This is a genomic window from Streptomyces sp. NPDC015171, from assembly GCF_043079545.1.
GTDB lineage: Bacteria > Actinomycetota > Actinomycetes > Streptomycetales > Streptomycetaceae > Streptomyces.
Window position 1 is genome coordinate 65,319 of record NZ_JBIBUO010000011.1, and the last position, 25,244, is coordinate 90,562.

At 72.2% G+C, this 25,244-nt stretch carries 21 protein-coding genes, 2 tRNA genes and 1 other RNA gene; 20 read left to right on the forward strand and 4 right to left on the reverse strand.

What is annotated here, in order from left to right; all coding sequences use genetic code 11:
- The first annotated feature begins 76 nt into the window (after positions 1 to 76).
- From ftsE to ACF073_RS27540, 12 genes are all read left to right on the forward strand, one after another.
- Positions 77 to 766 carry a cell division ATP-binding protein FtsE gene (gene ftsE, locus ACF073_RS27485; protein ID WP_020940379.1) on the forward strand — a complete coding sequence of 230 codons (690 nt, stop codon included), beginning with the start codon at positions 77 to 79 and terminating at the stop codon, positions 764 to 766.
- A 36-nt stretch (positions 767 to 802) separates the two neighbouring features.
- Entirely contained in the window at positions 803 to 1,720 is a 918-nt protein-coding gene (gene ftsX, locus ACF073_RS27490; protein WP_392074065.1) for a permease-like cell division protein FtsX, read from the forward strand.
- Positions 1,721 to 1,787: 67 nt separating this feature from the next.
- On the forward strand, positions 1,788 to 2,957 hold the full coding sequence (locus ACF073_RS27495; protein ID WP_392074066.1) for a S41 family peptidase: 1,170 nt from the start codon (positions 1,788 to 1,790) through the stop codon (positions 2,955 to 2,957).
- A 56-nt stretch (positions 2,958 to 3,013) separates the two neighbouring features.
- On the forward strand, positions 3,014 to 3,559 hold the full coding sequence (gene smpB / locus ACF073_RS27500; RefSeq protein WP_392074067.1) for an SsrA-binding protein SmpB: 546 nt from the start codon (positions 3,014 to 3,016) through the stop codon (positions 3,557 to 3,559).
- Between the two features lie 110 nt (positions 3,560 to 3,669).
- Positions 3,670 to 4,038: a transfer-messenger RNA gene (gene ssrA / locus ACF073_RS27505) on the forward strand.
- 144 nt (positions 4,039 to 4,182) lie between these two features.
- On the forward strand, positions 4,183 to 4,716 hold the full coding sequence (locus ACF073_RS27510; protein ID WP_392074068.1) for a putative immunity protein: 534 nt from the start codon (positions 4,183 to 4,185) through the stop codon (positions 4,714 to 4,716).
- A 516-nt stretch (positions 4,717 to 5,232) separates the two neighbouring features.
- The gene (locus tag ACF073_RS27515) at positions 5,233 to 5,826 is read left to right on the forward strand and encodes a CGNR zinc finger domain-containing protein (RefSeq protein ID WP_392074299.1); all 594 of its coding nucleotides are present in this window, start codon (positions 5,233 to 5,235) and stop codon (positions 5,824 to 5,826) included.
- 217 nt (positions 5,827 to 6,043) lie between these two features.
- Complete coding sequence (locus ACF073_RS27520; RefSeq protein ID WP_392074069.1) at positions 6,044 to 6,634, forward strand: sigma-70 family RNA polymerase sigma factor; 591 nt, start codon at positions 6,044 to 6,046, stop codon at positions 6,632 to 6,634.
- Between the two features lie 62 nt (positions 6,635 to 6,696).
- Positions 6,697 to 7,464: an anti-sigma factor family protein gene (locus tag ACF073_RS27525; protein ID WP_392074070.1), complete on the forward strand. Its 768-nt coding sequence runs from the start codon at positions 6,697 to 6,699 to the stop codon at positions 7,462 to 7,464.
- Positions 7,465 to 7,524: 60 nt separating this feature from the next.
- Positions 7,525 to 9,888 (forward strand): HelD family protein, encoded by a 2,364-nt coding sequence (locus tag ACF073_RS27530; RefSeq protein WP_392074071.1) that lies wholly within the window; start codon positions 7,525 to 7,527, stop codon positions 9,886 to 9,888.
- A gap of 388 nt (positions 9,889 to 10,276) precedes the next feature.
- A complete protein-coding gene (locus ACF073_RS27535; protein ID WP_392074072.1) occupies positions 10,277 to 11,692 on the forward strand; it encodes an NAD-dependent malic enzyme in 1,416 nt (471 codons plus the stop codon).
- A gap of 292 nt (positions 11,693 to 11,984) precedes the next feature.
- On the forward strand, positions 11,985 to 12,266 hold the full coding sequence (locus ACF073_RS27540; RefSeq protein WP_014673024.1) for an HU family DNA-binding protein: 282 nt from the start codon (positions 11,985 to 11,987) through the stop codon (positions 12,264 to 12,266).
- Positions 12,267 to 12,557: 291 nt separating this feature from the next.
- On the opposite strand, the gene murA is transcribed toward ACF073_RS27540, so the two are convergent.
- Positions 12,558 to 13,904: a UDP-N-acetylglucosamine 1-carboxyvinyltransferase gene (murA, locus tag ACF073_RS27545; RefSeq protein ID WP_392074073.1), complete on the reverse strand. Its 1,347-nt coding sequence runs from the start codon at positions 13,902 to 13,904 to the stop codon at positions 12,558 to 12,560.
- Between the two features lie 278 nt (positions 13,905 to 14,182).
- Here murA and ACF073_RS27550 point away from each other — a divergent pair, with 278 nt between their 5' ends.
- The 8 genes from ACF073_RS27550 (at position 14,183) to ACF073_RS27585 (ending at position 24,025) form a co-directional block, all read left to right on the forward strand.
- Positions 14,183 to 14,755, forward strand: a complete 573-nt coding sequence (locus ACF073_RS27550; protein WP_392074074.1) for a YqgE/AlgH family protein — start codon at positions 14,183 to 14,185, stop codon at positions 14,753 to 14,755.
- Positions 14,756 to 14,888: 133 nt separating this feature from the next.
- Complete coding sequence (locus tag ACF073_RS27555) at positions 14,889 to 15,188, forward strand: DUF3039 domain-containing protein (protein WP_392074075.1); 300 nt, start codon at positions 14,889 to 14,891, stop codon at positions 15,186 to 15,188.
- Between the two features lie 214 nt (positions 15,189 to 15,402).
- Positions 15,403 to 17,058 (forward strand): beta-N-acetylhexosaminidase, encoded by a 1,656-nt coding sequence (locus tag ACF073_RS27560; RefSeq protein WP_392074076.1) that lies wholly within the window; start codon positions 15,403 to 15,405, stop codon positions 17,056 to 17,058.
- Positions 17,059 to 17,371: 313 nt separating this feature from the next.
- Positions 17,372 to 18,265 carry an FAD binding domain-containing protein gene (locus ACF073_RS27565; RefSeq protein ID WP_392074077.1) on the forward strand — a complete coding sequence of 298 codons (894 nt, stop codon included), beginning with the start codon at positions 17,372 to 17,374 and terminating at the stop codon, positions 18,263 to 18,265.
- Positions 18,262 to 20,241, forward strand: a complete 1,980-nt coding sequence (locus tag ACF073_RS27570; protein WP_392074078.1) for a 2Fe-2S iron-sulfur cluster-binding protein — start codon at positions 18,262 to 18,264, stop codon at positions 20,239 to 20,241. Before ACF073_RS27565 ends, ACF073_RS27570 begins: the two co-directional genes overlap by 4 nt.
- On the forward strand, positions 20,238 to 22,547 hold the full coding sequence (locus ACF073_RS27575) for a xanthine dehydrogenase family protein molybdopterin-binding subunit (protein ID WP_392074079.1): 2,310 nt from the start codon (positions 20,238 to 20,240) through the stop codon (positions 22,545 to 22,547). The genes ACF073_RS27570 and ACF073_RS27575 overlap by 4 nt, the downstream gene beginning before the upstream one ends.
- Complete coding sequence (locus tag ACF073_RS27580; RefSeq protein ID WP_392074080.1) at positions 22,544 to 22,684, forward strand: hypothetical protein; 141 nt, start codon at positions 22,544 to 22,546, stop codon at positions 22,682 to 22,684. Before ACF073_RS27575 ends, ACF073_RS27580 begins: the two co-directional genes overlap by 4 nt.
- A gap of 183 nt (positions 22,685 to 22,867) precedes the next feature.
- The gene (locus tag ACF073_RS27585; RefSeq protein ID WP_392074081.1) at positions 22,868 to 24,025 is read left to right on the forward strand and encodes an SUKH-4 family immunity protein; all 1,158 of its coding nucleotides are present in this window, start codon (positions 22,868 to 22,870) and stop codon (positions 24,023 to 24,025) included.
- A gap of 22 nt (positions 24,026 to 24,047) precedes the next feature.
- Here the strand turns inward: ACF073_RS27585 and ACF073_RS27590 are convergent, their stop codons facing one another.
- The 3 genes from ACF073_RS27590 to ACF073_RS27600 all read right to left on the reverse strand — a co-directional run bounded on the left by ACF073_RS27590 (position 24,048) and on the right by ACF073_RS27600 (position 25,136).
- Complete coding sequence (locus tag ACF073_RS27590; RefSeq protein WP_392074082.1) at positions 24,048 to 24,815, reverse strand: fibronectin type III domain-containing protein; 768 nt, start codon at positions 24,813 to 24,815, stop codon at positions 24,048 to 24,050.
- 133 nt (positions 24,816 to 24,948) lie between these two features.
- Positions 24,949 to 25,020: transfer RNA gene (locus ACF073_RS27595), tRNA-Cys, on the reverse strand.
- 18 nt (positions 25,021 to 25,038) lie between these two features.
- Positions 25,039 to 25,136, reverse strand: a tRNA-OTHER gene (locus ACF073_RS27600).
- Positions 25,137 to 25,244: the final 108 nt, after the last annotated feature.

Below are 25,244 nucleotides of genomic sequence, written 5' to 3' on the forward strand. Positions count from 1 at the left end.
CAACCTGCGACTGCACTTGCACACCCGGTTCGCGTATGGTCACGCACATCTACCCCCGGCGACCCGTGGTGCATCCGTGATCCGATTCGACAACGTCTCCAAGGTCTACCCCAAGCAGACCCGCCCCGCACTCAGGGATGTCTCCCTAGAGGTGGAGAAGGGCGAGTTCGTCTTCCTCGTGGGATCCTCCGGTTCCGGAAAGTCCACCTTCCTGCGGCTCGTCCTCCGCGAGGAGCGGTGCAGCCACGGCCAGGTGCACGTGCTGGGCAAGGATCTCGCCCGTCTCTCCAACTGGAAGGTGCCGCAGATGCGCCGCCAGCTGGGCACGGTCTTCCAGGACTTCCGGCTGCTGCCGAACAAGACGGTCGCGGAGAACGTGGCCTTCGCGCAGGAGGTGATCGGCAAGTCCCGCGGGGAGATCCGCAAGTCCGTGCCGCAGGTGCTCGACCTCGTCGGACTCGGCGGCAAGGAGGACCGCAGGCCCGGCGAGCTGTCCGGCGGTGAGCAGCAGCGCGTCGCCATCGCGCGCGCGTTCGTCAACCGTCCCAAGCTGCTGATCGCCGACGAGCCCACCGGCAACCTCGACCCGCAGACCTCCGTCGGCATCATGAAGCTGCTCGACCGCATCAACCGGACGGGCACCACCGTGATCATGGCGACGCACGACCAGAACATCGTGGACCAGATGCGCAAGCGCGTCATCGAGCTGGAGAAGGGCCGCCTCGTCCGCGACCAGGCCCGCGGCGTCTACGGCTACCAGCACTGACCGCTCTCAGTTCCCGAAAGGCCTGAAGAACCCGCCATGCGCGCCCAGTTCGTCCTGTCGGAGATCGGTGTCGGTCTCCGCCGCAACCTGACGATGACCTTCGCCGTCATCGTCTCCGTCGCCCTGTCCCTGGCCCTGTTCGGCGGCTCACTGCTGATGAGTGACCAGGTGAGCACCATGAAGGGCTACTGGTACGACAAGGTCAACGTCTCGATCTTCCTGTGCAACAAGCACGACGCGGAGAACGATGTGCACTGCGCCAAGGGCGCGGTCACCGAGGACCAGAAGAAGCAGATCCGCGCGGACCTGAAGAACATGCCGGTCGTCGAGAACGTGACCTACGAGTCGCAGGACGAGGCGTACAAGCACTACAAGGAGCAGTTCGGCAACTCCCCGCTGGCCGGCTCGCTGACGCCCGACCAGATGCAGGAGTCGTACCGGATCAAGCTCAAGGACCCGCAGAAGTACCAGGTGATCGCGACCGCCTTCAACGGGCGGGACGGCGTGCAGTCGGTGCAGGACCAGAAGGGCATCCTGGACAACCTCTTCCAGCTGCTGAACCTGATGAACCGCGGCGCGCTCGGCGTGATGGCGATGATGCTGATCGTCGCCCTGCTGCTGATCGTCAACACCGTGCGGGTCTCCGCCTTCAGCCGCAGGCGCGAGACCGGCATCATGCGCCTGGTCGGTGCCTCGGGCTTCTACATCCAGGCGCCGTTCATCGCCGAGGCCGCGGTCGCCGGACTGATCGGCGGCGGCCTCGCCTGCGTGGCCCTCGTGGTCGGCCGGTACTTCACCATCGACCACGGCATGGACCTCTCCCACAAGCTCACGCTCATCAACTTCGTCGGCTGGGACGCCGTGTTGACCAAGCTGCCGCTGATCCTCGCCACCAGTGTGCTGATGCCGTCCCTGGCCGCGTTCTTCGCGCTGCGCAAGTACCTGAAGGTGTGACGCATGCCAAGAGGGCCGTACGGACATCCGCCCGTACGGCCCTTCGCGTTCCCCTAGACTCACCGCCATGTCAGGCCGCGACCTGTTCTGTCAGCCCCGCCGCATCCGCCACGGGGCCGCCCTGACATTGGTCTTCGCCGGCTTACTGATCGCCGGCGCCGCCACCGGCTCCTTCCCGGAGGCCGACGGGCCCGCGCCGAAGGCCGGCGCGCGACCGGTGGGCCCGGTCAGCCGGCACGAGGCCGTCGAGAAGGCCGCCGCCGAGGCGATGGCCGACGGCAAGTCCCCGGTGGAGGCCGCCGAGCGGGCCGTCAGCCGCAGCGGGGACCGCTGGGCCGCGGTCTACTCCGAGGGCGAGTACGAGGAGTTCCAGGACGCCCTCGACGGCCGGTACACCGGCGTCGGACTCTGGGCGCGGCAGAGCGCGGACGGCCGGATCGAGGCCACGCGGGTGCAGCCGGGCTCGCCCGCCGCCGACGCCGGGATCCGCACCGGCGACCGGCTGCGCAGCGTCGACGGGCGCGAGGTCGACGGCCGGCCGGTCACCGAGGTGGTCGCGCTGCTCCGCGGCGACGCCGACGACGCCCGGGCCGGTACGCCGGTCACCCTCGGCCTGCAGCGCGGCACGCGCGCGTGGACCGAGACCCTGCACCGGGCCCGGCTCTCCACCGACTCGGTGACCGTGCGCCGGCAGCCCGACGGCCTCACCGTCCTGAAGATCGCCGCGTTCACCAAGGGCTCCGCCGCCGTGGTCCGCGAGGCCCTGCGTGCCGCCCCGGCCGACGGCCGCACCGTCCTCGATCTGCGGGGCAACTCCGGCGGCCTGGTCACCGAGGCGGTGGACACCGCCTCCGCCTTCCTGGACGGCGGCCTGGTCGCCACCTACGACGTCGACGGCGCCGAGCGCGCCCTGCACGCCGCACCGGGCGGCGACACCGCCCGCCCCCTGGTCGTCCTCGTCGACGGCGGCACGATGAGCGCGGCCGAACTGCTCACCGGCGCCCTGCAGGACCGGGGCCGCGCGGTGGTGATCGGCTCCCGCACCTTCGGCAAGGGCTCCGTCCAGATGCCGACGAAGCTGCCCGACGGCTCGGTGGCCGAGCTGACCGTCGGCCACTACCGCACCCCGTCCGGGCACACGGTCGACGGCCGGGGCATCACCCCCGACCTGGAGGCGGGGTCCAGCGCCCTGCAGCGGGCGGAGACGGTCCTCACGGGCCTCGGCGACCCCTCGTAGGACCGGTTAATACGCTTCCCTCCCACCCCCTCCATGGTGCGAAAATGGTCGGCACTATGAGCAAGGGAATGTACGTACCGAAGGAGTCCCAGCCCAAGCAGGGCGGAGGGGCCGCGAAGGCGGCCAAGGACGGCAAGCGCAAGATCGTCGCGCAGAACAAGAAGGCACGGCACGACTACGCGATCATCGACACCTACGAGGCCGGTCTGGTGCTCACCGGCACGGAGGTGAAGTCGCTGCGCCAGGGGCGTGCCTCGCTGACGGACGGCTTCGTCCAGATCGACGGGAACGAGGCGTGGCTGCACAACGCCCACATCCCCGAGTACAGCCAGGGCACCTGGACCAACCACACCGTGCGCCGCAAGCGCAAGCTGCTCCTGCACCGCGAGGAGATCGACAAGCTGGAGTCGAAGTCGCAGGAGACGGGTCACACGATCGTGCCCCTCGCCCTGTACTTCAAGGACGGCCGCGCGAAGGCGGAGATCGCCCTGGCCCGGGGCAAGAAGGAGTACGACAAGCGGCAGACCCTGCGGGAGAAGCAGGACCGGCGGGATTCGGACCGCGCGATCGCGGCGGCCAAGCGCCGGCAGCGCGGCGTCTGACGGAGCCGCCGGGAATAAGCTGGCACGGTCGTGCGTTGGTCACGTACGATGGCACTGCACCCCACAGCGGGTGCGCGCCCCCTCCTCGGAGGGGATTGAAAAAACAACATGGGGATGATCGGTTTCGACAGCGGCTGTCGAAGCAGGGGAAGCGTGTCGAGGAAGCGGCAATGATCTCGTAAACCATATGTCGCAAAAAATAATCGCCAACACCAAGCGCGATTCCTTCGCCCTCGCTGCCTAAGTAGCGACTTGCGAAGTGTCAGCCCGGGGCTGTTCCCGACCCGGATCCTGGCATCAGCTAGGGAACTAAACCTTGATCCCGGTCACGGGGTGAAGAGGGAAATCTAACAGTGACTGGGCCCGTCGGCGACTTGTTCGCGTGATCGCCGGGGCCGAGAAAATCACAGCGGACTGCACACGGAGAAGCCCTGATTCTGCACCGGTGGACGCGGGTTCGATTCCCGCCATCTCCACGATCGGGAGGCTCCCGGGCCTCCTTCACCCATGTGGGCAAAGGCCCTGTGACTTTCGAGTCGCGGGGCCTTCGTCTTGCCCGGCGCGCGCTCGGCGGCGAGGGAAACGGCCTCGCGTCCGCCAGCCGGCTCCGGCAGGATCGGGCCATGCCGACCGAGCCGGACCAGATCGAGCTGAACGAGCACGAGCTGCGGGAGATCACGGGGTACGCGGCCGCCTGCGCGAGCAGGGTGCTGGCGCTCTTCGAGCGGAGCCTGCCCGCCGATCCGCGCCCGCGCGACGCCGTCGAAGCGGCCCGCGCCTTCGCGGCGGGCGGCCGGCGCACGGGGGCGCTGCGGCAGAGCGCCTGGGCGGCGTACAAGGCGGCGGGGGAAGCCGCCGTCCCCGCCGCGGCCGACGCGGCCCGCGCGGCGAGCCACGCCGCAGCCGCCGCGTTTCTGCATCCCAAGGCCAGCGCTCACCAGGTGAAACACATCCTCGGCGCGGCGGCGCACGCGGCCCGCGCCGAGGAGCTGGCGGCGGGGGACGACCGGGACGCCGGTGCGCGGACGCTCGACTGGGCGGGGCGGCACGCGCCCGCCGCGGTCCCCGCCGTGCTCGGCCGGCTCCCCGCGGCGCCGTCCGGGGGCGGGCGCGTGGGGGAGATCATCCGCGCCCTGGACTCCGCGCTGCGCGGCTGAGGCGCCCGGTCCGGGCCGCGCACCGCCTGCTCACCGGCCGGACGGTCGTACACCTTCGCCGCCGGCCGGGGCGGCCTCCGGACGGGGAATCCGCTTCCGGGGAGAAGGCCCGGACCAGCCGTGCCGAGGGTGACGTCACACCGGTGACATCGGGCCGAACCGAGCGCGTCACGGCCCGTCGACAGGCTCGACCGGCGTGCCGGTCAGCCAGGAGAGCCCATGGAGGACGAAGAGCGGCAGTCCGGGCACGGGCCGCTGGCCGGGTTCACCGTGGGCGTCACCGCCGCGCGCCGGGCCGGCGAACCGGGCGCCCTGCTCCGGCGGCGCGGCGCCGCCGTCCTGCACGCGCCCGCCCTGCGGATCGTGCCGCTCTCCTCTTCGCCGTACTGCGGTTCGCCAACAGCAGCCGGTACGAGGGGTTCCGGCGCCCCCTCCGGGCGGGCACTGTGGGAGGAGAGGGACGGCACGGCTCCCTGCACGCTTTCGCTCGCTTCCTGCCCAGGCGGTGACTCGCACATGGCACTCGGTAGCGCCACGCCCCCGTACGAGCTGCGATTCGATGCCGGGCGGGTGTGTCTCGACCTGCTCGCCACGGCGCATCCGGACGAACGGCTCGACGGCCTCCCGGCGTTGCGCGCGTGGATCGGCGGTGCCGGGCTCGTCCCCGCCGGTGCGCCGCTGGACCACGCCGACGGGTCCTGGCCGGCCGGCTTCCGGGAACTGCGGGGGTGCGTCGGGCTGTTGGTGCGCGGTATGCGGGGCGCGGCGGCACCGGCGTACGGGCGGGCGCTGGAGCGGGTCAACGAGATGGCGCGCGGCGCGACACCGGTGCCGCGCGCCGTGCCCGGCGCCGACGGCTTGCTCGTACGGGAGTTGGCCGGCCCGCCGGACCGTGCCGCGCTGCTCGCCCTCGTCGCCCGGGACGCGGTCGAGCTGCTCACCGATCCCGTCGCGCGGGCCGCCGTGCGGGAGTGCGAAGGGGACAACTGCCCCCTGGTGTACCTCGACACGTCCCGCGGGCGGCGCAGGCGCTGGTGCTCCAGCGAGGTGTGCGGCAACCGGGAGCGGGTCGCCCGGCACCGGCGGCGGGCCGCGCTGTCGCGGGCGTGATTTCCGTAACACCGCGTTTGGATGCCCCGTACACGGGAATTGAGCGACCCCTCCGGCGATGTGTCGGAAATGTAAAGATCACACGGTGGGAATGTGCTCGCATGTCCCGCTCGTCACGTCACTCCCAAGAAATCTGTCACTCCGGTTTGAACGCCGGGCGGCCCCGCTGCGTACGGGTGGGCGAGCGACCGACTGGGGGAACCCCCGGACACCGGAGGTGGGCGTGCGCAAGGATGCGGCCGTGGCCAATGAACGTGGAGCGAGGGCCCGACATCGCATGTCCTCACAACAACAGCCCTCGGAACCTGATGAGGAGTTGATGCGTGCGCTCTATCGGGAGCACGCCGGACCTTTGCTCGCGTATGTCCTGCGCCTGGTCGCCGGTGACCGGCAGCGCGCCGAGGACGTCGTACAGGAAACGCTCATCCGTGCCTGGAAGAACGCCGGTCAGCTCAATCGGGCGACCGGATCGGTACGCCCCTGGCTGGTGACGGTCGCACGCCGCATCGTCATCGACGGCCACCGCAGCCGGCAGGCCCGGCCGCAGGAGGTCGATCCGTCGCCGCTGGAGGTCATCCCCGCGGAGGACGAGATCGACAAGGCGCTGTGGCTGATGACGCTGTCGGACGCGCTCGACGACCTGACCCCGGCCCACCGGGAGGTGCTCGTCGAGACGTACTTCAAGGGGCGTACCGTCAACGAGGCGGCCGAAACACTGGGCATACCGAGCGGAACCGTTCGTTCCCGGGTGTTCTACGCCCTGCGGTCGATGAAGCTGGCACTGGAGGAGCGGGGGGTGACGGCGTGATGAGCAACGGGTACGGGGGAATGCAGGGATTCGGACAGGGGGGTCCGGGTATGTCTGGGCCCATGAGCCCCAGTCAGGGATCTTCGGTGCCGAGCGAGCACGAGACCGTCGGCGCCTACGCCCTCGGGATCCTCGACGACGCCGAGGCGACCGCTTTCGAGGCGCATCTGGCCGGCTGCGAGTGGTGCGCCCAGCAACTGGACGAACTGGCCGGGATGGAGCCGATGCTGGCCGCGCTCGCGGACCTGCCGGGCTCCGGCAGCACGCCCGCGATCGGCGAGTCGCTCTCCGCCAGGCCCAGTCCGCGGCTGGCGGAGAAGCTGGTGGACGAGGTCGCCGACCGGCGTGCCCTCAAGCGCCGGCGCAGCTTCTACATGATCGCGGCGGCGGCCGCGCTGATCATCGCGGGCCCGCTGGCCGCGGTGGCGGTCAGCGGCGGCTCGGACGGCGGCAAGCAGGTCGCCGCCTCGCCGGTCCAGGAGACGTTCCGGACCATGTCCGACAAGAAGTCCGCCACCGACGCGTCGACCCGGGTCAGCGCGACCGTCGCCATGGCGCAGAAGGACTGGGGCACCCAGGCGGTCCTGGAGCTGAAGAACGTCAAGGGCCCGCTCAAGTGCTCCCTGGTGCTCGTCGCCAAGAACGGCCAGCGCGTGACCATGTCCTCGTGGTCCGTGCCGGACTGGGGCTACGGCGTCCCGGACGCCAGGACCGAGCGGGCGAAGAACCCCCTCTACATCGGCGGAGCCGCCGCCTTCCAGCCGGACGAGATCGATCACTTCGAGGTGGTGACGTTCGAGGGCAAGAAGCTGGTGCAGGTCGACGCGTAGCCTCGCGAGGCCCCCTTCGCGTACGGTTGACGGCTGCCCAGCACGTCAGAAGGGGGCCCGGTGGCCGCTCAGGTTCAGCAGTCCGCGGTCGGCTCGGTACAGGACGCACACGATTCCGTCCGTGACCGGGAGATCAGCGTCGAACAGGAACACCTGGACCGGGTGTACCGGCGACTCGAGGAGAAGATCCACGAGGCCGAGTTCCTGATGCACGACGCGGCCCAGCGCGGTCAGGTCGGTACTCCGGGCGCGCTGGCCGAGCGGGACGCCCAGGTCTTCCGGGCCGGTGTCCACCTCAATCGGCTCAACAACGAGTTCGAGGACTTCCTCTTCGGGCGGATCGACCTGCTCCTCGGCAAGGACGGGAAGAAGGGCCCCGACGGGGCCTACACCGCGGTGGAGCCCGCCGAGGGCTCGGTGCGCGCGGACAACACCGCCGACATCGCCGAGACCCTGCACATCGGCCGGATCGGCGTCCTCGACGAGGACTACTCCCCGCTGGTCATCGACTGGCGCGCGCCCGCCGCCGCGCCGTTCTACCGGGCCACCCCGGTGGAGCCCGGACGGGTGGTGCGGCGCCGGGTCATCCGCTCCAAGGGGCGCCGCGTGCTCGGCGTCGAGGACGACCTGATGCGGCCCGAGCTGACCGCCCTCCTCGACGGCCGCGAGCTGCCGGTCATCGGCGACGGCGCCCTGATGGCCGCCCTCGGCCAGGCCCGCGGCCACACCATGCGGGACATCGTCTCGTCCATCCAGGCCGAGCAGGACATGGTCATCCGGGCGCCCGCCGCCTCCATCACCTACGTGGAGGGCGGGCCGGGCACCGGCAAGACCGCCGTCGCCCTGCACCGCGCCGCCTACCTGCTCTACCAGGACCGCAGACGCTACGCGGGCGGCATCCTGATCGTCTCGCCGACCCCGCTGCTCGTCGCCTACACCGAGGGCGTGCTGCCCTCGCTCGGCGAGGAGGGCCAGGTCGCCATCCGCGCGATCGGCTCGCTGGTCGACGGCGCCGAGGCCACCCTGTACGACTCCCCGGCCGTGGCCCGCGCCAAGGGCTCGTACCGCATGCTGAAGGTGCTGCGGAAGGCCGCGAGGGGCGCCCTGGAAATGGGCTCGGCCGCTCCGGCGGGGCAGCTCGCGCTGGACGAGGACAGCGAGCGGCCGGCCTTCGACGGGCCGCCCTCCCGGCTCCGGGTCGTCGCCTTCGGGCGCCGGATCGAGCTGGAGGCGGGCGAGCTGGAACGGGTCCGCCGTACCGCCCTCGGCGGCACCGCGCCCGTCAACCTGCTCCGCCCGCGCGCCCGCAAGCTGCTGCTGGACGCCCTGTGGGCGAAGTCCGGCGCCACCGCCCGGCACACCGACCCGGAGCTGGCCGCCGAGCTGCGCTCGTCCTTCGACGAGGACGTCACCGGCGAGGACGCGTTCATCGGCTTCCTCGACGCCTGGTGGCCCGAGCTGACCCCGAAGGCCGTGCTCACCGCGATGGCGGACGAGCGGCGGCTCGGCCGCTGGGCCCGGCGGATCCTCAACCCCGGCGAGGTCCGCAAGGTCGCCCGCGCGCTGCGGCGGGACGGCCACTCGGTGCACGACATCGCCATGCTCGACGAGCTCCAGGCGATCCTCGGTGCCCCCGCCCGGCCCCGCAAGAAGCGCGAACTCGACCCGCTGGACCACCTCACCGGTCTGGAGGAGCTGATGCCGGTGCGCGAGGAGTCGCAGCGGGAGCGGGCCGAGCGGCTGGCCCAGGAGCGCACCGAGTACGCGCACGTCATCGTGGACGAGGCGCAGGACCTCACGCCGATGCAGTGGCGCATGGTGGGCCGCCGCGGCCGGCACGCCACCTGGACGGTGGTCGGCGACCCGGCCCAGTCCTCCTGGTCCGACCCGGACGAGGCGGCCGAGGCCCGCGACGAGGCCCTCGGCACCCGGCCCCGGCGCCGCTTCCAGCTCACCGTGAACTACCGCAACCCGGCCGAGATCGCCGATCTGGCCGCCAAGGTGCTCGCGCTCGCCATGCCCGGCTCCGAGGCGCCGTCCGCCGTACGGTCCACCGGGGTCGAGCCGCGGTTCACCGTCGTGCGGGAATCCCTGGAGCGGACCGTGCGGGCGGAGGCCGAGCGGCTGCTCGGCCTGGTGGACGGCACGGTCGGCGTGGTCGTCGCGATGAACCGGCGCGAGGAGGCCCGGCGCTGGCTGGCCGGGCTCGGCGACCGGGTGGTGGCCCTCGGCAGCCTGGAGGCCAAGGGCCTGGAGTACGACGCGACGGTCGTCGTCTCGCCCGCGGAGATCGCCGACGAGTCGCCGGCCGGCCTGCGCGTGCTGTACGTGGCGCTGACCCGGGCCACCCAGCAGCTGACGGTGGTGTCGGGGGAGCGGGACGACCCCGACGCGGCGGGGGTCGCGGACCTGCTGAGGGACTGACACCCCGGGAACTCCCGCCGGGGGAATGGGCTTGCGGCATCCGTTTGTTAGCCTGGGTGTGGCACCGGCCCGATCCAAGCCCCCGGGCCCAACCTTCGTCGCTACGAGCGACCACTTGCCGCGAGGCGAGCATGGCGGGTCGGTGTCATGAACGTGTGGGAGGCCCACGTCACGGATGTGACGTGGGCCTCCTTCTTTGTGTCCCGGGCCCCTTCCCCCGTCTGATCGATTCTCGTATGGTGGAAGTAGTTTTCCGAAACTGCGCACCTGGCGGGCACCCGGTGTGAACAAAACGTCCGCAATCCGGGGCGGCTACCGCGTACTCGGCGGTAGGTGCGACGATCGGACGGCACAACTCGCGACACGGTGAAAGCAGAGGAAGTCGGCCATGGCAACGGCGCCCAGCGTCTCCTACTCGATGACGATCCGGCTGGAGGTGCCCGCGAGCGGAACCGCCGTCTCGCAGCTCACCACCGCCGTGGAGTCCTCCGGGGGCTCGGTGACGGGCCTCGACGTCACCGCCTCCGGCCACGAGAAGCTCCGGATCGACGTCACCATCGCGGCCTCCTCGACCGCGCACGCCGACGAGATCGTGGAGAAGCTGCGCGGCATCGAGGGCGTCACGCTCGGCAAGGTCTCCGACCGTACGTTCCTCATGCACCTCGGCGGCAAGATCGAGATGCAGTCCAAGCACCCCATCCGCAACCGTGACGACCTGTCCATGATCTACACGCCGGGCGTGGCCCGCGTCTGCATGGCGATCGCGCAGAACCCCGAGGACGCCCGCCGCCTCACCATCAAGCGCAACTCGGTCGCGGTCGTGACCGACGGTTCCGCCGTGCTGGGCCTCGGCAACATCGGCCCCAAGGCCGCGCTGCCCGTCATGGAGGGCAAGGCGGCCCTCTTCAAGCGGTTCGCCGGCATCGACGCCTGGCCGCTCTGCCTCGACACCCAGGACACCGACGCGATCGTGGAGATCGTCAAGGCGATCGCCCCGGGCTTCGCGGGCATCAACCTGGAGGACATCTCCGCCCCGCGCTGCTTCGAGATCGAGGCCCGCCTGCGCGAGGCGCTCGACATCCCGGTCTTCCACGACGACCAGCACGGCACGGCCATCGTCGTGCTCGCCGCGCTGACGAACGCCCTGCGCGTCACGAACAAGGCGATCGAGAACATCCGGGTCGTCATGTCCGGCGCGGGCGCCGCGGGCACGGCCATCCTCAAGCTGCTGCTGGCCGCCGGTGTGAAGAACGCCGTCGTCGCCGACATCCACGGCGTGGTGCACGCGGGCCGCGAGGACCTGGTGGACGCCCCGGCCGACTCGCCGCTGCGCTGGATCGCCGACAACACCAACCCCGAGGGGCTGACCGGCACCCTGAAGGAGGCCGTGCGCGGCGCCGACGTCTTCATCGGCGTCTCCGCCCCGAACGTGCTGGACGGCGACGACGTGGCCGCCATGGCCGACGACGCCATCGTGTTCGCGCTCGCGAACCCGGACCCCGAGGTCGACCCGGCGGTCGCCCGGCAGACGGCCGCCGTCGTGGCCACGGGCCGTTCCGACTTCCCGAACCAGATCAACAACGTGCTGGTCTTCCCGGGTGTCTTCCGCGGCCTGCTGGACGCGCAGTCCCGGACGGTGAACACCGAGATGATGCTCGCTGCCGCGAAGGCACTCGCCGATGTGGTCAGCGAGGACGAGCTGAACCCGAACTACATCATCCCGAGCGTCTTCAACGACAAGGTCGCGGGCGCCGTGGCCGGGGCGGTCCGCGAGGCCGCCAAGGCGGCCGGCGCGACGGCCTGAGCGACGCGTGTCGTAGTGTGCGAGGGGCTGTGAGCATCACCACGGCGGCCCCTGGCACCGGCGCGTCGTGGAACCACCAGATGCCCGGTGCGCTCTAGGGTGACGGCCGAGCGGCGCTTTTCGTGTGACTCCCCAGGGTGTTCTCACGACTCCTACGGGTGCCGGATTGGCTTTCCCGCCGCAGGTAGGGGCAGGATGCGTCCCTGGGCGCGAGCGCATCGGCATCGCAGTGCCTCGGGCGGCTCCGCCGCGTGGCACACCCCAACGGCAAGAAAAACACGGGAGTAACAACATGAACCGCAGTGAGCTGGTGGCCGCGCTGGCCGACCGCGCCGAGGTGACCCGCAAGGACGCCGACGCCGTGCTGGCCGCGTTCGCCGAGACCGTCGGCGAGATCGTCGCCAAGGGCGACGAGAAGGTCACCATCCCCGGCTTCCTGACCTTCGAGCGCACCCACCGTGCCGCTCGCACCGCGCGCAACCCGCAGACCGGCGAGCCGATCAACATCCCCGCCGGCTTCAGCGTGAAGGTCACCGCGGGCAGCAAGCTCAAGGAAGCCGCCAAGGGCAAGTGATCTTGCCGCTCGTACGCCACGGGACGGCGTACGAGGCGCTCTGACGCGCGATGACGCCAAAGGGGCGGCCCTCCTTCACCGGAGGGCCGCCCCTTCGTCGTACGGCGTTCTGCGGCCTTTCGGCCCCGCCGGCCGGACCCGGCCCCCGGCGGCGCGGCCTTCACACCGGGTTCCCCGCCCGTTTCCCCGCCCTTCCGGCACCGGACCCCGGCCGGGAGCGGTGTTGCTCCGGCCGGGGGAACGGCGGTCAGGCGGTGGTGCCGGCCGGCCGGGGAGGGGCCGGGGCGGTGGTCAGCCGAGGGCCTTGCCCGGGAGTTCCACCTTCGCGCCGAGTTCCACGAGCTTCTCCATGAAGTTCTCGTAGCCGCGGTTGATGAGCTCGATGCCGTGGACACGGGACGTGCCCTCCGCGGCGAGGGCCGCGATGAGGTACGAGAAGCCGCCGCGCAGGTCGGGGATGACCAGATCGGCACCCTGCAGCTTGGTCGGGCCGGAGACGACCGCGGAGTGCAGGAAGTTGCGCTGGCCGAAACGGCAGTCCGAGCCGCCCAGGCACTCGCGGTAGAGCTGGATGTGCGCGCCCATCTGGTTCAGCGCCGAGGTGAAGCCGAGCCGGGACTCGTACACCGTCTCGTGGATGATGGACAGGCCCGTGGCCTGGGTCAGGGCCACCACGAGCGGCTGCTGCCAGTCCGTCTGGAAGCCGGGGTGCACGTCCGTCTCCAGGGCGATGGACTTCAGCTGGCCGCCGGGGTGCCAGAAGCGGATGCCCTCGTCGTCGATCTCGAACGCACCGCCCACCTTCCGATAGGTGTTCAGGAACGTCATCATCGAGCGCTGCTGGGCGCCGCGCACATAGATGTTGCCGCTGGTCGCGAGGGCCGCCGACGCCCAGGACGCGGCCTCGAGCCGGTCCGAGAGGGCGCGGTGGGTGTAGCCGCCGAGCTTGTCCACACCGGTGATGCGGATCGTGCGGTCGGTGTCCATCGCGATGATCGCGCCCATCTTCTGCAGCACGCAGATGAGGTCCTCGATCTCCGGCTCCACGGCCGCGTTGGACAACTCGGTGACGCCCTCGGCCAGTACGGCCGTCAGCAGCACCTGCTCGGTCGCGCCGACGGACGGGTAGGGCAGCCGGATCTTCGTGCCGCGCAGCCGCTGGGGCGCTTCCAGGTACTGGCCGTCGGCCCGCTTCTCGATGGTCGCGCCGAACTGCCGCAGCACGTCGAAGTGGAAGTCGATGGGCCGGCCGCCGATGTCGCAGCCGCCCAGGCCCGGGATGAACGCGTGGCCGAGACGGTGCAGCAGCGGACCGCAGAAGAGGATCGGGATACGGCTGGAACCCGCGTGGGCATCGATGTCAGCCACGTTGGCGCTCTCGACGTGCGTCGGGTCCATCACCAGTTCGCCGGGCTCCTCGCCCGGACGGACCGTCACCCCGTGCAGCTGGAGCAGGCCGCGGACGACCCGGACGTCACGGATGTCCGGAACGTTGCGCAGTCGGCTGGGGCCGCTGCCCAGCAGGGCGGCGACCATGGCCTTCGGTACGAGGTTCTTCGCACCGCGGACACGGATCTCGCCCTCCAGCGGGGTTCCGCCGTGGACAAGCAGTACGTCGTCAGAGCCGTTGACGGTCATGAATCTCGCGTTCCGATGAGTTGGTCAGGGGCCGGCCGATCACTGTGCGCAGGGGCCGGGAAGACAGGGTAATCGCCGTTCACCCCCCGCCCGTAAGCCCGAGGACCACCCAGTCGCGTCATAGCTGTGTCACAACACGAACCGTTCCCTGTCGGGCACGTGGGGTCACCGGCGCGGGGGCGTGCGCCCGTCCCGCCTCGGTACGTCCTGAGCTGCGTTCACTCCCGCGCCTCCGATGGGGTCCCCACACCGGGCGAAGATGCGGGATCATGTCTGGCATGACCGAGGTGTCCTCGCTCACAGGGCGGCTGCTCGTGGCCACCCCCGCCCTGGCGGACCCGAACTTCGACCGCGCGGTGGTGCTCCTTCTCGACCACGACGAGGAGGGCTCCCTCGGTGTCGTCCTCAACCGCCCCACCCCGGTGGTCGTCGGAGACATCCTGGAGGGCTGGGCCGATCTCGCCGGCGAGCCCGGCGTCGTCTTCCAGGGCGGACCCGTCTCGCTGGACTCGGCGCTCGGCGTCGCCGTCATACCCGGGGGCGCGAGCGAGGACGGGGCGCCGCTCGGCTGGCGGCGGGTGCACGGCGCGATCGGCCTCGTCGACCTGGAGGCGCCGCCGGAACTGCTCGCCTCCGCCCTCGGCAGCCTGCGGATCTTCGCCGGGTACGCCGGCTGGGGGCCGGGCCAGCTGGAGGACGAGCTGGTGGAGGGCGCCTGGTACGTCGTCGAGTCCGAGCCGGGCGACGTCTCCTCGCCGGCCCCGGAGCGACTCTGGCGCGAGGTGCTGCGCCGCCAGCGCAACGAACTGGCGATGGTGGCCACGTATCCGGACGACCCGTCGCTCAACTGATGCCGGTCGACCGCCGCCGGGCGCGAGCGCGAGCGCGGGTGCGGCGCGGGTGCGGACAATGGCCGCCGTCCGGTGCGAACCGTTGTGCACGCCTGGAGCCCGGACCTCCGGGCGGTTGATTACTCTTGCTGATATGAGCACTCTCGAGCCCGAGCGCGGGACTGGTACGGGGACCCTCGTAGAGCCGACGCCGCAGGTGTCCCACGGCGACGGTGACCACGAGCGCTTCGCCCACTACGTCCAGAAGGACAAGATCATGGCGAGCGCCCTCGACGGCACCCCCGTCGTGGCGCTGTGCGGCAAGGTCTGGGTGCCGGGCCGCGACCCGAAGAAGTACCCCGTGTGCCCGATGTGCAAGGAGATCTACGAATCCATGGGCAGCGGCGGCGACGGCAAGGGCGGCGACAAGGGCGGCAAGGGCGGCGGCAAGTAGGTCCCCGGTCCGTCCCCCCTCCCGGCGGTGAGATCCCCGGGGCGCGTTCTGGACGCGTCCCGGGGATCTCTGTGTTTTCCGGCCGCCAAGTGGTCCAGACCTCTTGTGGGCGCCCGGGTGCGGTGCCTAGCCTTCGAGACGTCGCGCATGCGTTGTGCATGAAGCAAAGCGCGTTGCGCACTGCGCAACGCGCCATGGGTGAGGGGCTGATGTCGTGGAACTGATTCCGGCGCCGCGCGCCGTAGGGAAGCCGCAAGGGTCCGCCGTGCCGCTCGGCCAGGGCACCACGCTGTGGGCCGGCCCGGGCACGGACCGCACCGAGCGCTGGCTGCGCGCCACCCTCGGCGCCTCCCTCGGCCTGCCGCTGCGCCCCGGACCGCGCGACGCCCCCGACTCCGTGCGGCTGCTCCTGGACGACACGCTGGAGCCCGAGGCGTACCGGCTCGACGCCGCCGCGGGCCGGGGTGTCGAGATCCGCGGCGGCGGGCCCGCCGGAGTGTTCTGGGGTGCGCAGACCCTGCGTCAGCTGCTCGGCCCCGACGCCTTCCGCCGGGCCCCCGTACGGCGGGACACCGCGCTCGCCGTGCCCTGTCAGGCCATCGAGGACGCCCCCCGGTTCCGCTGGCGCGGCCTTCTCCTCGACGTCGCCCGGCACTTCATGCCCAAGGAAGGCGTGCTGCGCTATCTGGACCTGATGGCCGCGCACAAACTCAACGTCCTGCACTTCCATCTGACGGACGACCAGGGCTGGCGGATCGAGATCGAGCGGTATCCGAAACTGACCGAGATCGCCTCCTGGCGGACGCGGTCGAAATTCGGTCACCGGGCCTCACCGCTGTGGGACGAGAAACCGCACGGCGGTTACTACACCCAGGACGACATCCGGGAGATCGTCGCGTACGCCGCCGAGCGGCATATCAGCGTCGTCCCGGAGATCGACGTACCCGGGCATTCGCAGGCCGCCATCGCCGCGTACCCCGAACTCGGCAACACCGACGTCATCGACACCACCGACCTCTCCGTCTGGGACACCTGGGGCATCTCCGCCAATGTACTGGCCCCCACCGACACCACCCTGCGTTTCTACGAAGGGGTGTTCGAGGAGGTCCTGGAGCTGTTCCCGGCGGACGCGGTCGAGTCCCCGGGATCCCCGGGGTTCTCGGGGTTCGTCCACATCGGCGGCGACGAATGCCGCAAGGAGCAGTGGACGGAGTCGGTGACGGCCAAGACGCGGATCGCGGACCTCGGCCTCACCGACGAGGAGGAGCTGCAGTCCTGGTTCATCGGGCACTTCGACGCCTGGCTCGCCGCGCGCGGACGCCGCCTGATCGGCTGGGACGAGATCCTGGAGGGCGGGCTCGCGCCGGGCGCGGCCGTCTCCTCCTGGCGCGGCTACGGGGGCGGCATCGCCGCCGCGCGGGCCGGCCACGACGTCGTCATGTGCCCCGAGCAGTACGTGTACCTGGACCACCGTCAGGCCCCGGGCGAGGACGAGCCCGTGCCGATCGGCTTCGTGCGCACCCTGGAGGACGTCTACCGGTTCGAGCCGGTGCCCGCCGGGCTCACCGAGGAGGAGGCGGGGCGGGTGCTGGGCACCCAGGCCAATCTGTGGACCGAGGCGATGGAGGACAGCGCGCGCGTGGACTACCAGGCCTTCCCGCGCCTCGCCGCCTTCGCCGAGGTCGCCTGGAGCCCGCTGCCCGCCCCCGGGGAACGGGACTTCGCGGACTTCGAGCGCCGGATGACCGCCCACTACCGGCGGCTCGACGCCCTCGGCGTCGCCTACCGGCCGCCCGCCGGGCCCCGCCCGTGGCAGCGCCGCCCCGGCGTGCTCGGCCGCCCGATCGAGGGGCCGCCCCCGAACCGGTAACCCGCCCGCCGCCCCCGGTTCATGTGATCGCCCGACTGTCTTCGGCCCTGTCACCGGTGAGCCGCCCGCCCGAACCCTCGAACAGGTAACGGGAAAACCCCTCCAGGATCACCGAAGAGTGGCAATCGGCGCGCACCGGTGATGCCGTACGAAAACGGACCATCTCCCCGATGAGGTGGGCGAATGCCTCCTAGCGGACCCCCGCGTTCGGGCCTTGCGAAGATGTGCCAGAGTTGCGTCGTCCGCCCTGTCAGCACGTACCGTACGGCAGCACAGGCGGGACCAGGTGGGGCAGCGGGAAGGGGCAGCCGGTTTGACCACGCACGCACCGCAGGCGGCGCAGTCCGTCACGTTGCCCACGACACTGGACGAGGCCGTGGCAGCCCTCGCCGCCATGCCCGCCGCCGTCCCCGTGGCGGGCGGCACCGACCTGATGGCCGCCGTCAACTCCGGCCAGCTCAGGCCCGCCGCGCTGGTGGGACTCGGCCGGATCAGCGAGATCCGCGGCTGGCAGTACCAGGACGGCCACGCGCTGCTCGGCGCCGGCCTCACGCACGCGCGCATGGGCCGCCCCGACTTCGCCGCCCTGATCCCGGCGCTCGCCGCCGCCGCGCGCGCGGCGGGCCCGCCGCACATCCGCAACGCCGGCACCCTGGGCGGCAACATCGCCTCGGCCGCCCCCACCGGGGACGCGCTGCCGGTGCTGGCCGCCCTGGAAGCGACACTGATCATCGTGGGCCCGGGCGGAGCCCGCCGGGAGATCCCGGTGTCGCACCTGCTGGCCGGCATGGAGCTGCTGCGCGGCGGCGAACTCATCGGCTTCGTGCGCGTGCCGCTGCTGCACGCGCCGCAGGTCTTCCTGAAGGCGACCGGACGCACCGGGCCGGGCCGCGCGCTGGCCTCCGTGGCGCTCGTCCTCGACCCCGCCCGGCGCGGTGTGCGCTGCGCCGTCGGGGCCATAGCGCCGATGCCGCTCAGGCCCCTGGAGGCCGAGCAGTGGGTGGCCGGGCTCATCGACTGGGACAACGACCGCGCCCTCGTCCCGGAGGCCCTGCACGCCTTCGGGGAGTACGTCGCGGCGGCCTGCATCCCGGACCCGGCCGCCGAGCCCGACGGCTCGGTGACCCCGCTTCCGCCCGCCGTACTGCACCTGCGGCGCACCGTCGCCGCGCTGGCCCGACGAGCACTGGGGAGGGCGCTGTCGTGACCGACGACCAGCACGGAGAGGGCACGCCCCCCGGCGGCGGACGCTGGAACCCGCTGCCCCAGGGCGACTACGACGACGGCGCCACCGCCTTCGTCAAACTCCCCGAGGGCGGCATCGACGCCCTGCTGTCCGGCGACAGCCCGCTGGCCGCGCCCGGACACGGCTATGTGCCGCCGCCGATAACGGGCGCGCACGGCGACGGCGGCCCGGGCAGCTGGCCCGCGCCGGACAGCGGCCAGTGGCCCGACCCGAACGCCGCACAGGTGCCGCCGCCGGCCGCGGACGACCGGTTCACGTACCAGCCCGGTACCACCCAGCAGTGGACCTTCGACGAGCCTGCCGCGCCCGGGTCCCCGGCCGTGCCGGGCCACGACGTCACCGGGCAGTGGTCCATCCCCGTCGCCGGGGGCGACCTTCCGGATGAATCGGGCGAGTTCACCACGTCCTCGCTGGTCGAGCAGTGGGGCGGCACCCCGCCGGCCACCCTGCCCGGCGGCGCCGCAGCGCCCTGGGCGACGGACGGCGCGGGCCACGTCTGGGACCAGGCACCGGCCGAGCCGGCCGCCCCCGGGCACACCGCCCTGCCCGGGCACGGCACGCTGCCCGACCACACCGGTGCCCACCCGGCGGGCGGCGCCCCGGACACGTACGCGCCGGACGCGCCGGACGAGCCGGACGGGTTCGCGGAACACGGACACGCCGGCGACGGCCATCCGGAGTCCGGTCACGGCCAGGCGGGGCACACCGGCGACGGCCATCCGGAGTCCGGTCACGGCCAGGCGGGGCACACCGGCGACGGTGACGGCGACACGCCCGGCGGCCCGGCCGCGCCCGACGACGCGTTCCCGCCCGCGGCTCCCGGTACGGCGCCGGAGGCGGACGCCCACGGCCTCGCCGAGGCCCCTGAACGCCCCGCTGGCGCCCCCGCGGGCCACGAACAGCCCGGGGACCCGGCCGCCGCGACCCGGGCCGCCACGACGGCGGCCACGGCCGGCCCGGCGGGCGCCGAGGCCCCGGCGGACCCCGACGACCCGCACGGCGACCCGGCGGACCCCGACGACCCGGCCGACCCGGACGCGTCCTCCGAAGGTCCTGAAGGCCCCGAGGGCGCGGTTGCCCCCGGGGACCCCGCGCCGGCGGCCGCCGCCCCCGAGGGCACCGAGGAGCCGGCCGCCGCGCCCCTCCCGCCGCACGACGACCACCCCCTCGCCTCCTACGTCCTGCGCGTCAACGGCACCGACCGCCCGGTCACCGACGCCTGGATCGGCGAGTCCCTGCTGTACGTCCTGCGGGAGCGACTCGGCCTCGCGGGCGCCAAGGACGGCTGCTCGCAGGGCGAGTGCGGGGCCTGCAACGTGCAGGTCGACGGCCGCCTGGTGGCCTCCTGCCTGGTGCCTGCGGTCACCGCGGCCGGCAGCGAGGTGCGCACGGTCGAGGGCCTCGCCGAGGACGGGCAGCCCTCCGACGTCCAGCGCGCGCTCGCCCGGTGCGGCGCCGTGCAGTGCGGTTTCTGCGTGCCCGGCATGGCGATGACCCTGCACGACCTGCTGGAGGGCAACCCGGCGCCGACCGAGCTGGAGACCCGGCAGGCGCTGTGCGGCAACCTGTGCCGGTGCTCCGGCTACCGGGGCGTACTGGAGGCCGTCAAGGAGGTCGTCGCCGAGCGCGAGGCGCCCCAGGAGGACCCCGGGACGGACGCGGACGAGGCACGCATCCCGCACCAGGCGGGCCCCGGCTCCGGCGGGGTCCACCCGTCGGCGTTCGAGGCGCCGGGCGCGTTCGACACCCCGCGGGCCGCCCCCGACGGCTACCCGGACACCCGGGGCGGCGCGTACGAGGCACCGGGCGACGCGTACGACACGCCGGGCGGCGCGTACGGCGATCCGTCCGGCCCGTACGGCGACCCGCCGGACCCGTACGGCGCACAGCCCGGACCGCAGGACCAGCACTACGGCCAGGACGGAGGCCAGGCGTGAGCAACGAAGCCGGCATCGCGACCACCGCGGCGGAACCCGCCCCCGCGGCCGAGCCGTTGCCGCACGGCCTCGGCGCCTCCCTGCCGCACGCCGACGCACGCGCCAAGACCGAGGGCACCTTCCCGTACGCGGCCGACCTGTGGGCCGAGGGCCTGCTGTGGGCGGCCGTGCTGCGCTCCCCGCACGCGCACGCGCGCATCGTCTCCATCGACACCACCCACGCGCGCGAGATGCCCGGCGTCCGCGCCGTCATCACCCACGAGGACGTGCCCGGCACGCCCCGCCACGGCCGGGGCACACCCGACCGGCCGGTGTTCGCCGCCGAGGTCGTACGCCACCACGGCGAGCCCATCGCCGCGGTCGCGGCCGACCACCCGGACACCGCGCGGATGGCCGCCGCCGCCGTCATCGTCGAGTACGAGGTGCTCGAACCGGTCACCGACCCGGAGCACGCCTTCGAGGCGGAACCCCTGCACCCCGACGGCAACCTGATCCGGCACATCCCGCTGCACCACGGCGACCCGGAGGCGGCCGGCGAGGTGGTGGTCGAGGGCCTGTACCGCATCGGCCGCCAGGACCCGGCCCCGATCGGCGCCGAGGCCGGCCTCGCCGTACCGCGCCCCGACGGCGGGGTGGAGCTGTACCTCGCCTCCACCGACCCGCACACCGACCGCAACACGGCCGCCGCCTGCTACGGCCTCTCCCCGGATCGGGTGAAGATCGTCGTCACGGGGGTGCCCGGCGCCACCGCCGACCGCGAGGACCAGGGCTTCCAGCTCCCGCTCGGCCTGCTCGCGCTCAAGACCGGCTGCCCGGTGAAGCTGACGGCGACCCGCGAGGAGTCCTTCCTCGGCCACGCCCACCGCCACCCCACGCTGCTGCGCTACCGCCACCACGCCGACGCCGAGGGCACGCTGGTGAAGGTGGAGGCGCAGATCCTGCTGGACGCGGGCGCGTACGCCGAAACCTCCGCCGAGGTGCTGGCCGCCGCCGTCTCCTTCGCGTGCGGCCCCTACGTCGTCCCGAACGCCTTCATCGAGGGCTGGGCCGTGCGCACCAACAACCCGCCCTCCGGCCATGTGCGCGGCGAGGGCGCCATGCAGGTGTGCGCCGCCTACGAGGCGCAGATGGACAAGCTGGCGAAGAAGCTGGGCCTCGACCCGGCCGAACTGCGCCTGCGCAACGTCCTGGCCACGGGCGACGTCCTGCCGATCGGCCAGACCGTGACCTGCCCGGCCCCGGTCGCCGAACTCCTCCAGGCGGTACGCGACCACCCGCTGCCCGCGCTGCCCAAGGACACGCCCGAGGAGGAGTGGCTGCTGCCCGGCGGACCCGAGGGTGCGGGCGAACCGGGTGCGGTGCGCCGGGGCGTCGGCTACGGCCTCGGCATGGTGCACATGCTCGGCGCCGAGGGCGCCGACGAGGTGTCGACGGCGACGGTCAAGATCAACGACGGGGTCGCGACCGTGCTGTGCGCGGCCGTGGAGACCGGTCAGGGCTTCACCACGCTGGCCCGGCAGATCGTCCAGGAGACCCTCGGCGTCGAGGAAGTCCATGTCGCCCCCGTCGACACCGACCAGCCGTCGGCGGGACCGGGCTGCCGCGGCCGGCACACCTGGGTGTCCGGCGGCGCGGTGGAGCGGGCGGCGAAGATGGTCCGCGCGCAACTGCTGCAGCCCCTGGCGCACAAGTTCGGCATGTCGACGGAGCTGCTCCAGATCACCGACGGCAAGATCACCTCCTACGACGGTGTGCTGTCGACGACCGTCATGGAGGCGATGGAGGGCAAGGAGCTGTGGGCCACGGCCCAGTGCCGTCCGCACCCCACCGAGCCGCTGAACGCCGCCGGCCAGGGCGACGCCTTCGTGGGCCTCGCGTTCTGCGCGATCCGCGCGGTGGTGGACGTCGACGTCGAGCTGGGCTCGGTCCGGGTGGTGGAGCTGGCGGTCGCCCAGGACGTCGGCCGGATCCTCAACCCGGCCCAGCTGGCCGCCCGGATCGAGGCGGGTCTCACCCAGGGCGTGGGCATCGCCCTCACCGAGAACCTCCGTGCGCCGCGCGGTCTGGTCCGCCACCCCGATCTGACCGGCTACGCCCTCCCGACCGCGCTCGACGCCCCCGACATCCGGATCGTGAAGCTGGTCGAGGAACGGGACGTGGTGGCCCCCTTCGGCGCCAAGTCGGTCAGCGCGGTCCCGGTGGTGACGTCTCCGGCCGCGATCGCCTCCGCCGTCCGCGCCGCGACCGGACGCCCCGTCAACCGGCTCCCGATCCGCCCGCAGGCGGCGGTGGTCACGGACCGATGAGCACGCCTGCCGGAGAACCGCGCCACGGGGAGCCGCGTTACGAGGCTCCGCCCAGCGTGGGCAAGCTGTTCCTGTGGATCCTGCTGTTCGCGGTGGCGGCGCTGGCCGTCGTGCTCGGCGGGATCTACCTCACCTGAGCCGGGCGGGGGCGATCCTCGCGAACGCGTGCGCAACGATCCGCCGGTGCCGGGCGTCTTTTCCCGTGCGGGCCGTTGTCAGTGGGGCCGCGTAGTGTGCTGAGCAGTGGGAGCACCTGCCCAGGGGCGGCGTACGAGGGCGTACGCACGTCCGTCACGCACGGGGAAGATCGCGGGGGAGCGATGAGCACGACGGACGCCGAAGTTCCGGCGATCACGCTGACCGAGGCGGAACTCGACCGCTACGTCACGCACGCGCCGACGCGCGGTCTGCTCGCGGGTGCGGGGCTGCCGGCGGAGACCGACCTGCTGACCTTCTCCCCGCTGCGCACGCACGGCCTGCGCACCCTCGCCGACGCCACCGGCAGCCCGTTCCAGGTGGCGGAGGACCTGCGGAGCCGCCTGGTGATAGGGGAACTCCTCACCCCGGCCGGGATGGAGCGCGAGTCGATCCTGCTCGACGGCGACACGGGCGAGATCACGACGGCCTACCTCTTCGACCCGTCCGACCCCCGCCCCTTCGCGCCCTCCCTGACCACCCTGCTGCGCTTCGCCGCGGTCACCGAGGAACTGGCGGGCCTGCGCGGCCGGTTCGCCTCCCTCGCGGGTCAGTACGGCCCCAGGACCGCCGCCGAGGCGTCCCGCCGGCTCCTCGCGCTCTTCGAGGAGGGCGCGGGCGGGCAGGTCCCGCCGTACTGGAAGGCGGCGGCCCTGATCCGCCCCCTCGCCCTGGTCGCCGGTCCCGGTGCGGCGCTCGGCCTGGCCCTCGACGTCCCGGCCCGCGTCCTGGACCAGGAGTTCGGGCACGGCAGGGTGGCCCGCTTCGAGGAGGTCGACTTCCCGGCGACGCTCACCCACGAGCCGACCCGCCGCTTCCTGCGCGAGACGGGGCTGCCGGAGGAGGCGGTCTTCTTCCGCACCGACACGGACGTGCCCCTGCCGACCCTGCGGGAGTACTTCACCCAGGAGCGCCCCGACCACCCCGTTCAGCAACTCCCGGCCCACTGCGACCACTTGATCCGCCTGGGCTGCCTGCCGGAGGAGAACAGCCTGGTGGTCGACGGCAGAACGGGCAGAGTGCTCACCTTCAGCGAGCCGGACGCGACGCTCCACTCCCTGAACACCGACGTCTCCACCCTGGCCTTCACCCTGTGGCTCGTCCACCACGAGCGGACGATCGACGGCCACCTGGGCCACGAACTGGCGACCCGCGCCTACGACCAGCTGGTGGCCGCCATGATCCACACCCTGAACACCCTGGACCCGACCGCCACCCTGCCCGACACGACCTGGCACTACTGGACGGAGCTCTTCCAGGACGAGGCGGGCGGCGTGTTCTGAGGCCTCCCCGGGAGCGGTGCTGTCACCCGCACTCTCCTCTGGGGTTCACCGGTGTCCAGGCCGACGGCCCTCGGGCACCGAGCGCCCGGACCTGGAAGCACTGCTTGGCCCCCGTGACGCCGGGGATGGTGTAGACGAATCCCGTCCTGTTCGGCGGGAGGGTCTTGGTGTTGTGGGTGAAGGTTTCGGTGACCTCGTAACCCGTTTCGTCGTCGGCTTCGTCCTCCCATGTCACCGAGACGTGCCGGGAATCCACCGGCCGGCTCGCGACCACGTGTGACGGCTCCGCGGGTGCGTCGGTCTCGGGTGTCGAGTGGGCCGCGTTGAAGGACGCGAGGGCCAGGTCGACCTTTATCTCCTCCTTGCTGATCGCCCCCAGGAAGAAGTCGCTGCTCTTGCCGGCGAATACGAGCCGGCCTGCTTCCTCATCGGATCCGTCGAGGTCTCCGTTGTCGCAGTCGCTCCCCTCGAAGAGCCTCAGCGTGGAGCGGACCGAAACGGCCTCGGAGCCCCGGCGCGTCAAAGCGATGCGCAGTTCGCCCCTTGACTCACCGCCGGCGCACTGCGTCACCTTGACCAGCTCCGTGGGGTGGCCGGTGCTGAGGGTCACGGACCGGTTGAATTTGCGGATCACCTTTTCGCTGGTGCCGAAGGTCTCGTAATTGTGCACTTCCAGCGTTCCGGCGAGGACGACGGTGTTGAGATCAGCCGCCGCCGCGGGGCCCGCCGTACCCGTGGACACGATGGGGGCGAGCAGGGCAGCGGTGGCGAGCGCGTACCCGAGTTTCATCTCGAAACCTCGCAGTCCAGCAGCCCGCTCCCGGGGAAACGGCTCTGCACGCAAGGGGATTGGAAGTCCGTGACACCAGATTCCCACTGCCGCGAAACTCGCGCATCTCGGGCTTGGCGCGGCGAAGACGCAGAGGCCGTGGCGGGAATCGAACCCACGTAACTCGCTTTGCAGGCGAGCCCCTAAACCACTCGGGCACACGGCCGTGTCCAGTTGTTGTTCTCGGCCGTGGCGGGGATCGGACCCGCGTGACTCCCCGCGAGCGGAGCTCGCTGATGGATGCAGCGCGGGCGAGCCCCTGAACCACTCGGGCACACGGCCGTGTTCGTGAGATGAAGGTAGGGGGCGGCGGGGGCGGGGCTCAAGGGATCGGGCCCGGGTGCAACGGGACTGCCATACGGCGTTCATGAAGCGGGGGGAGCGGGCGTA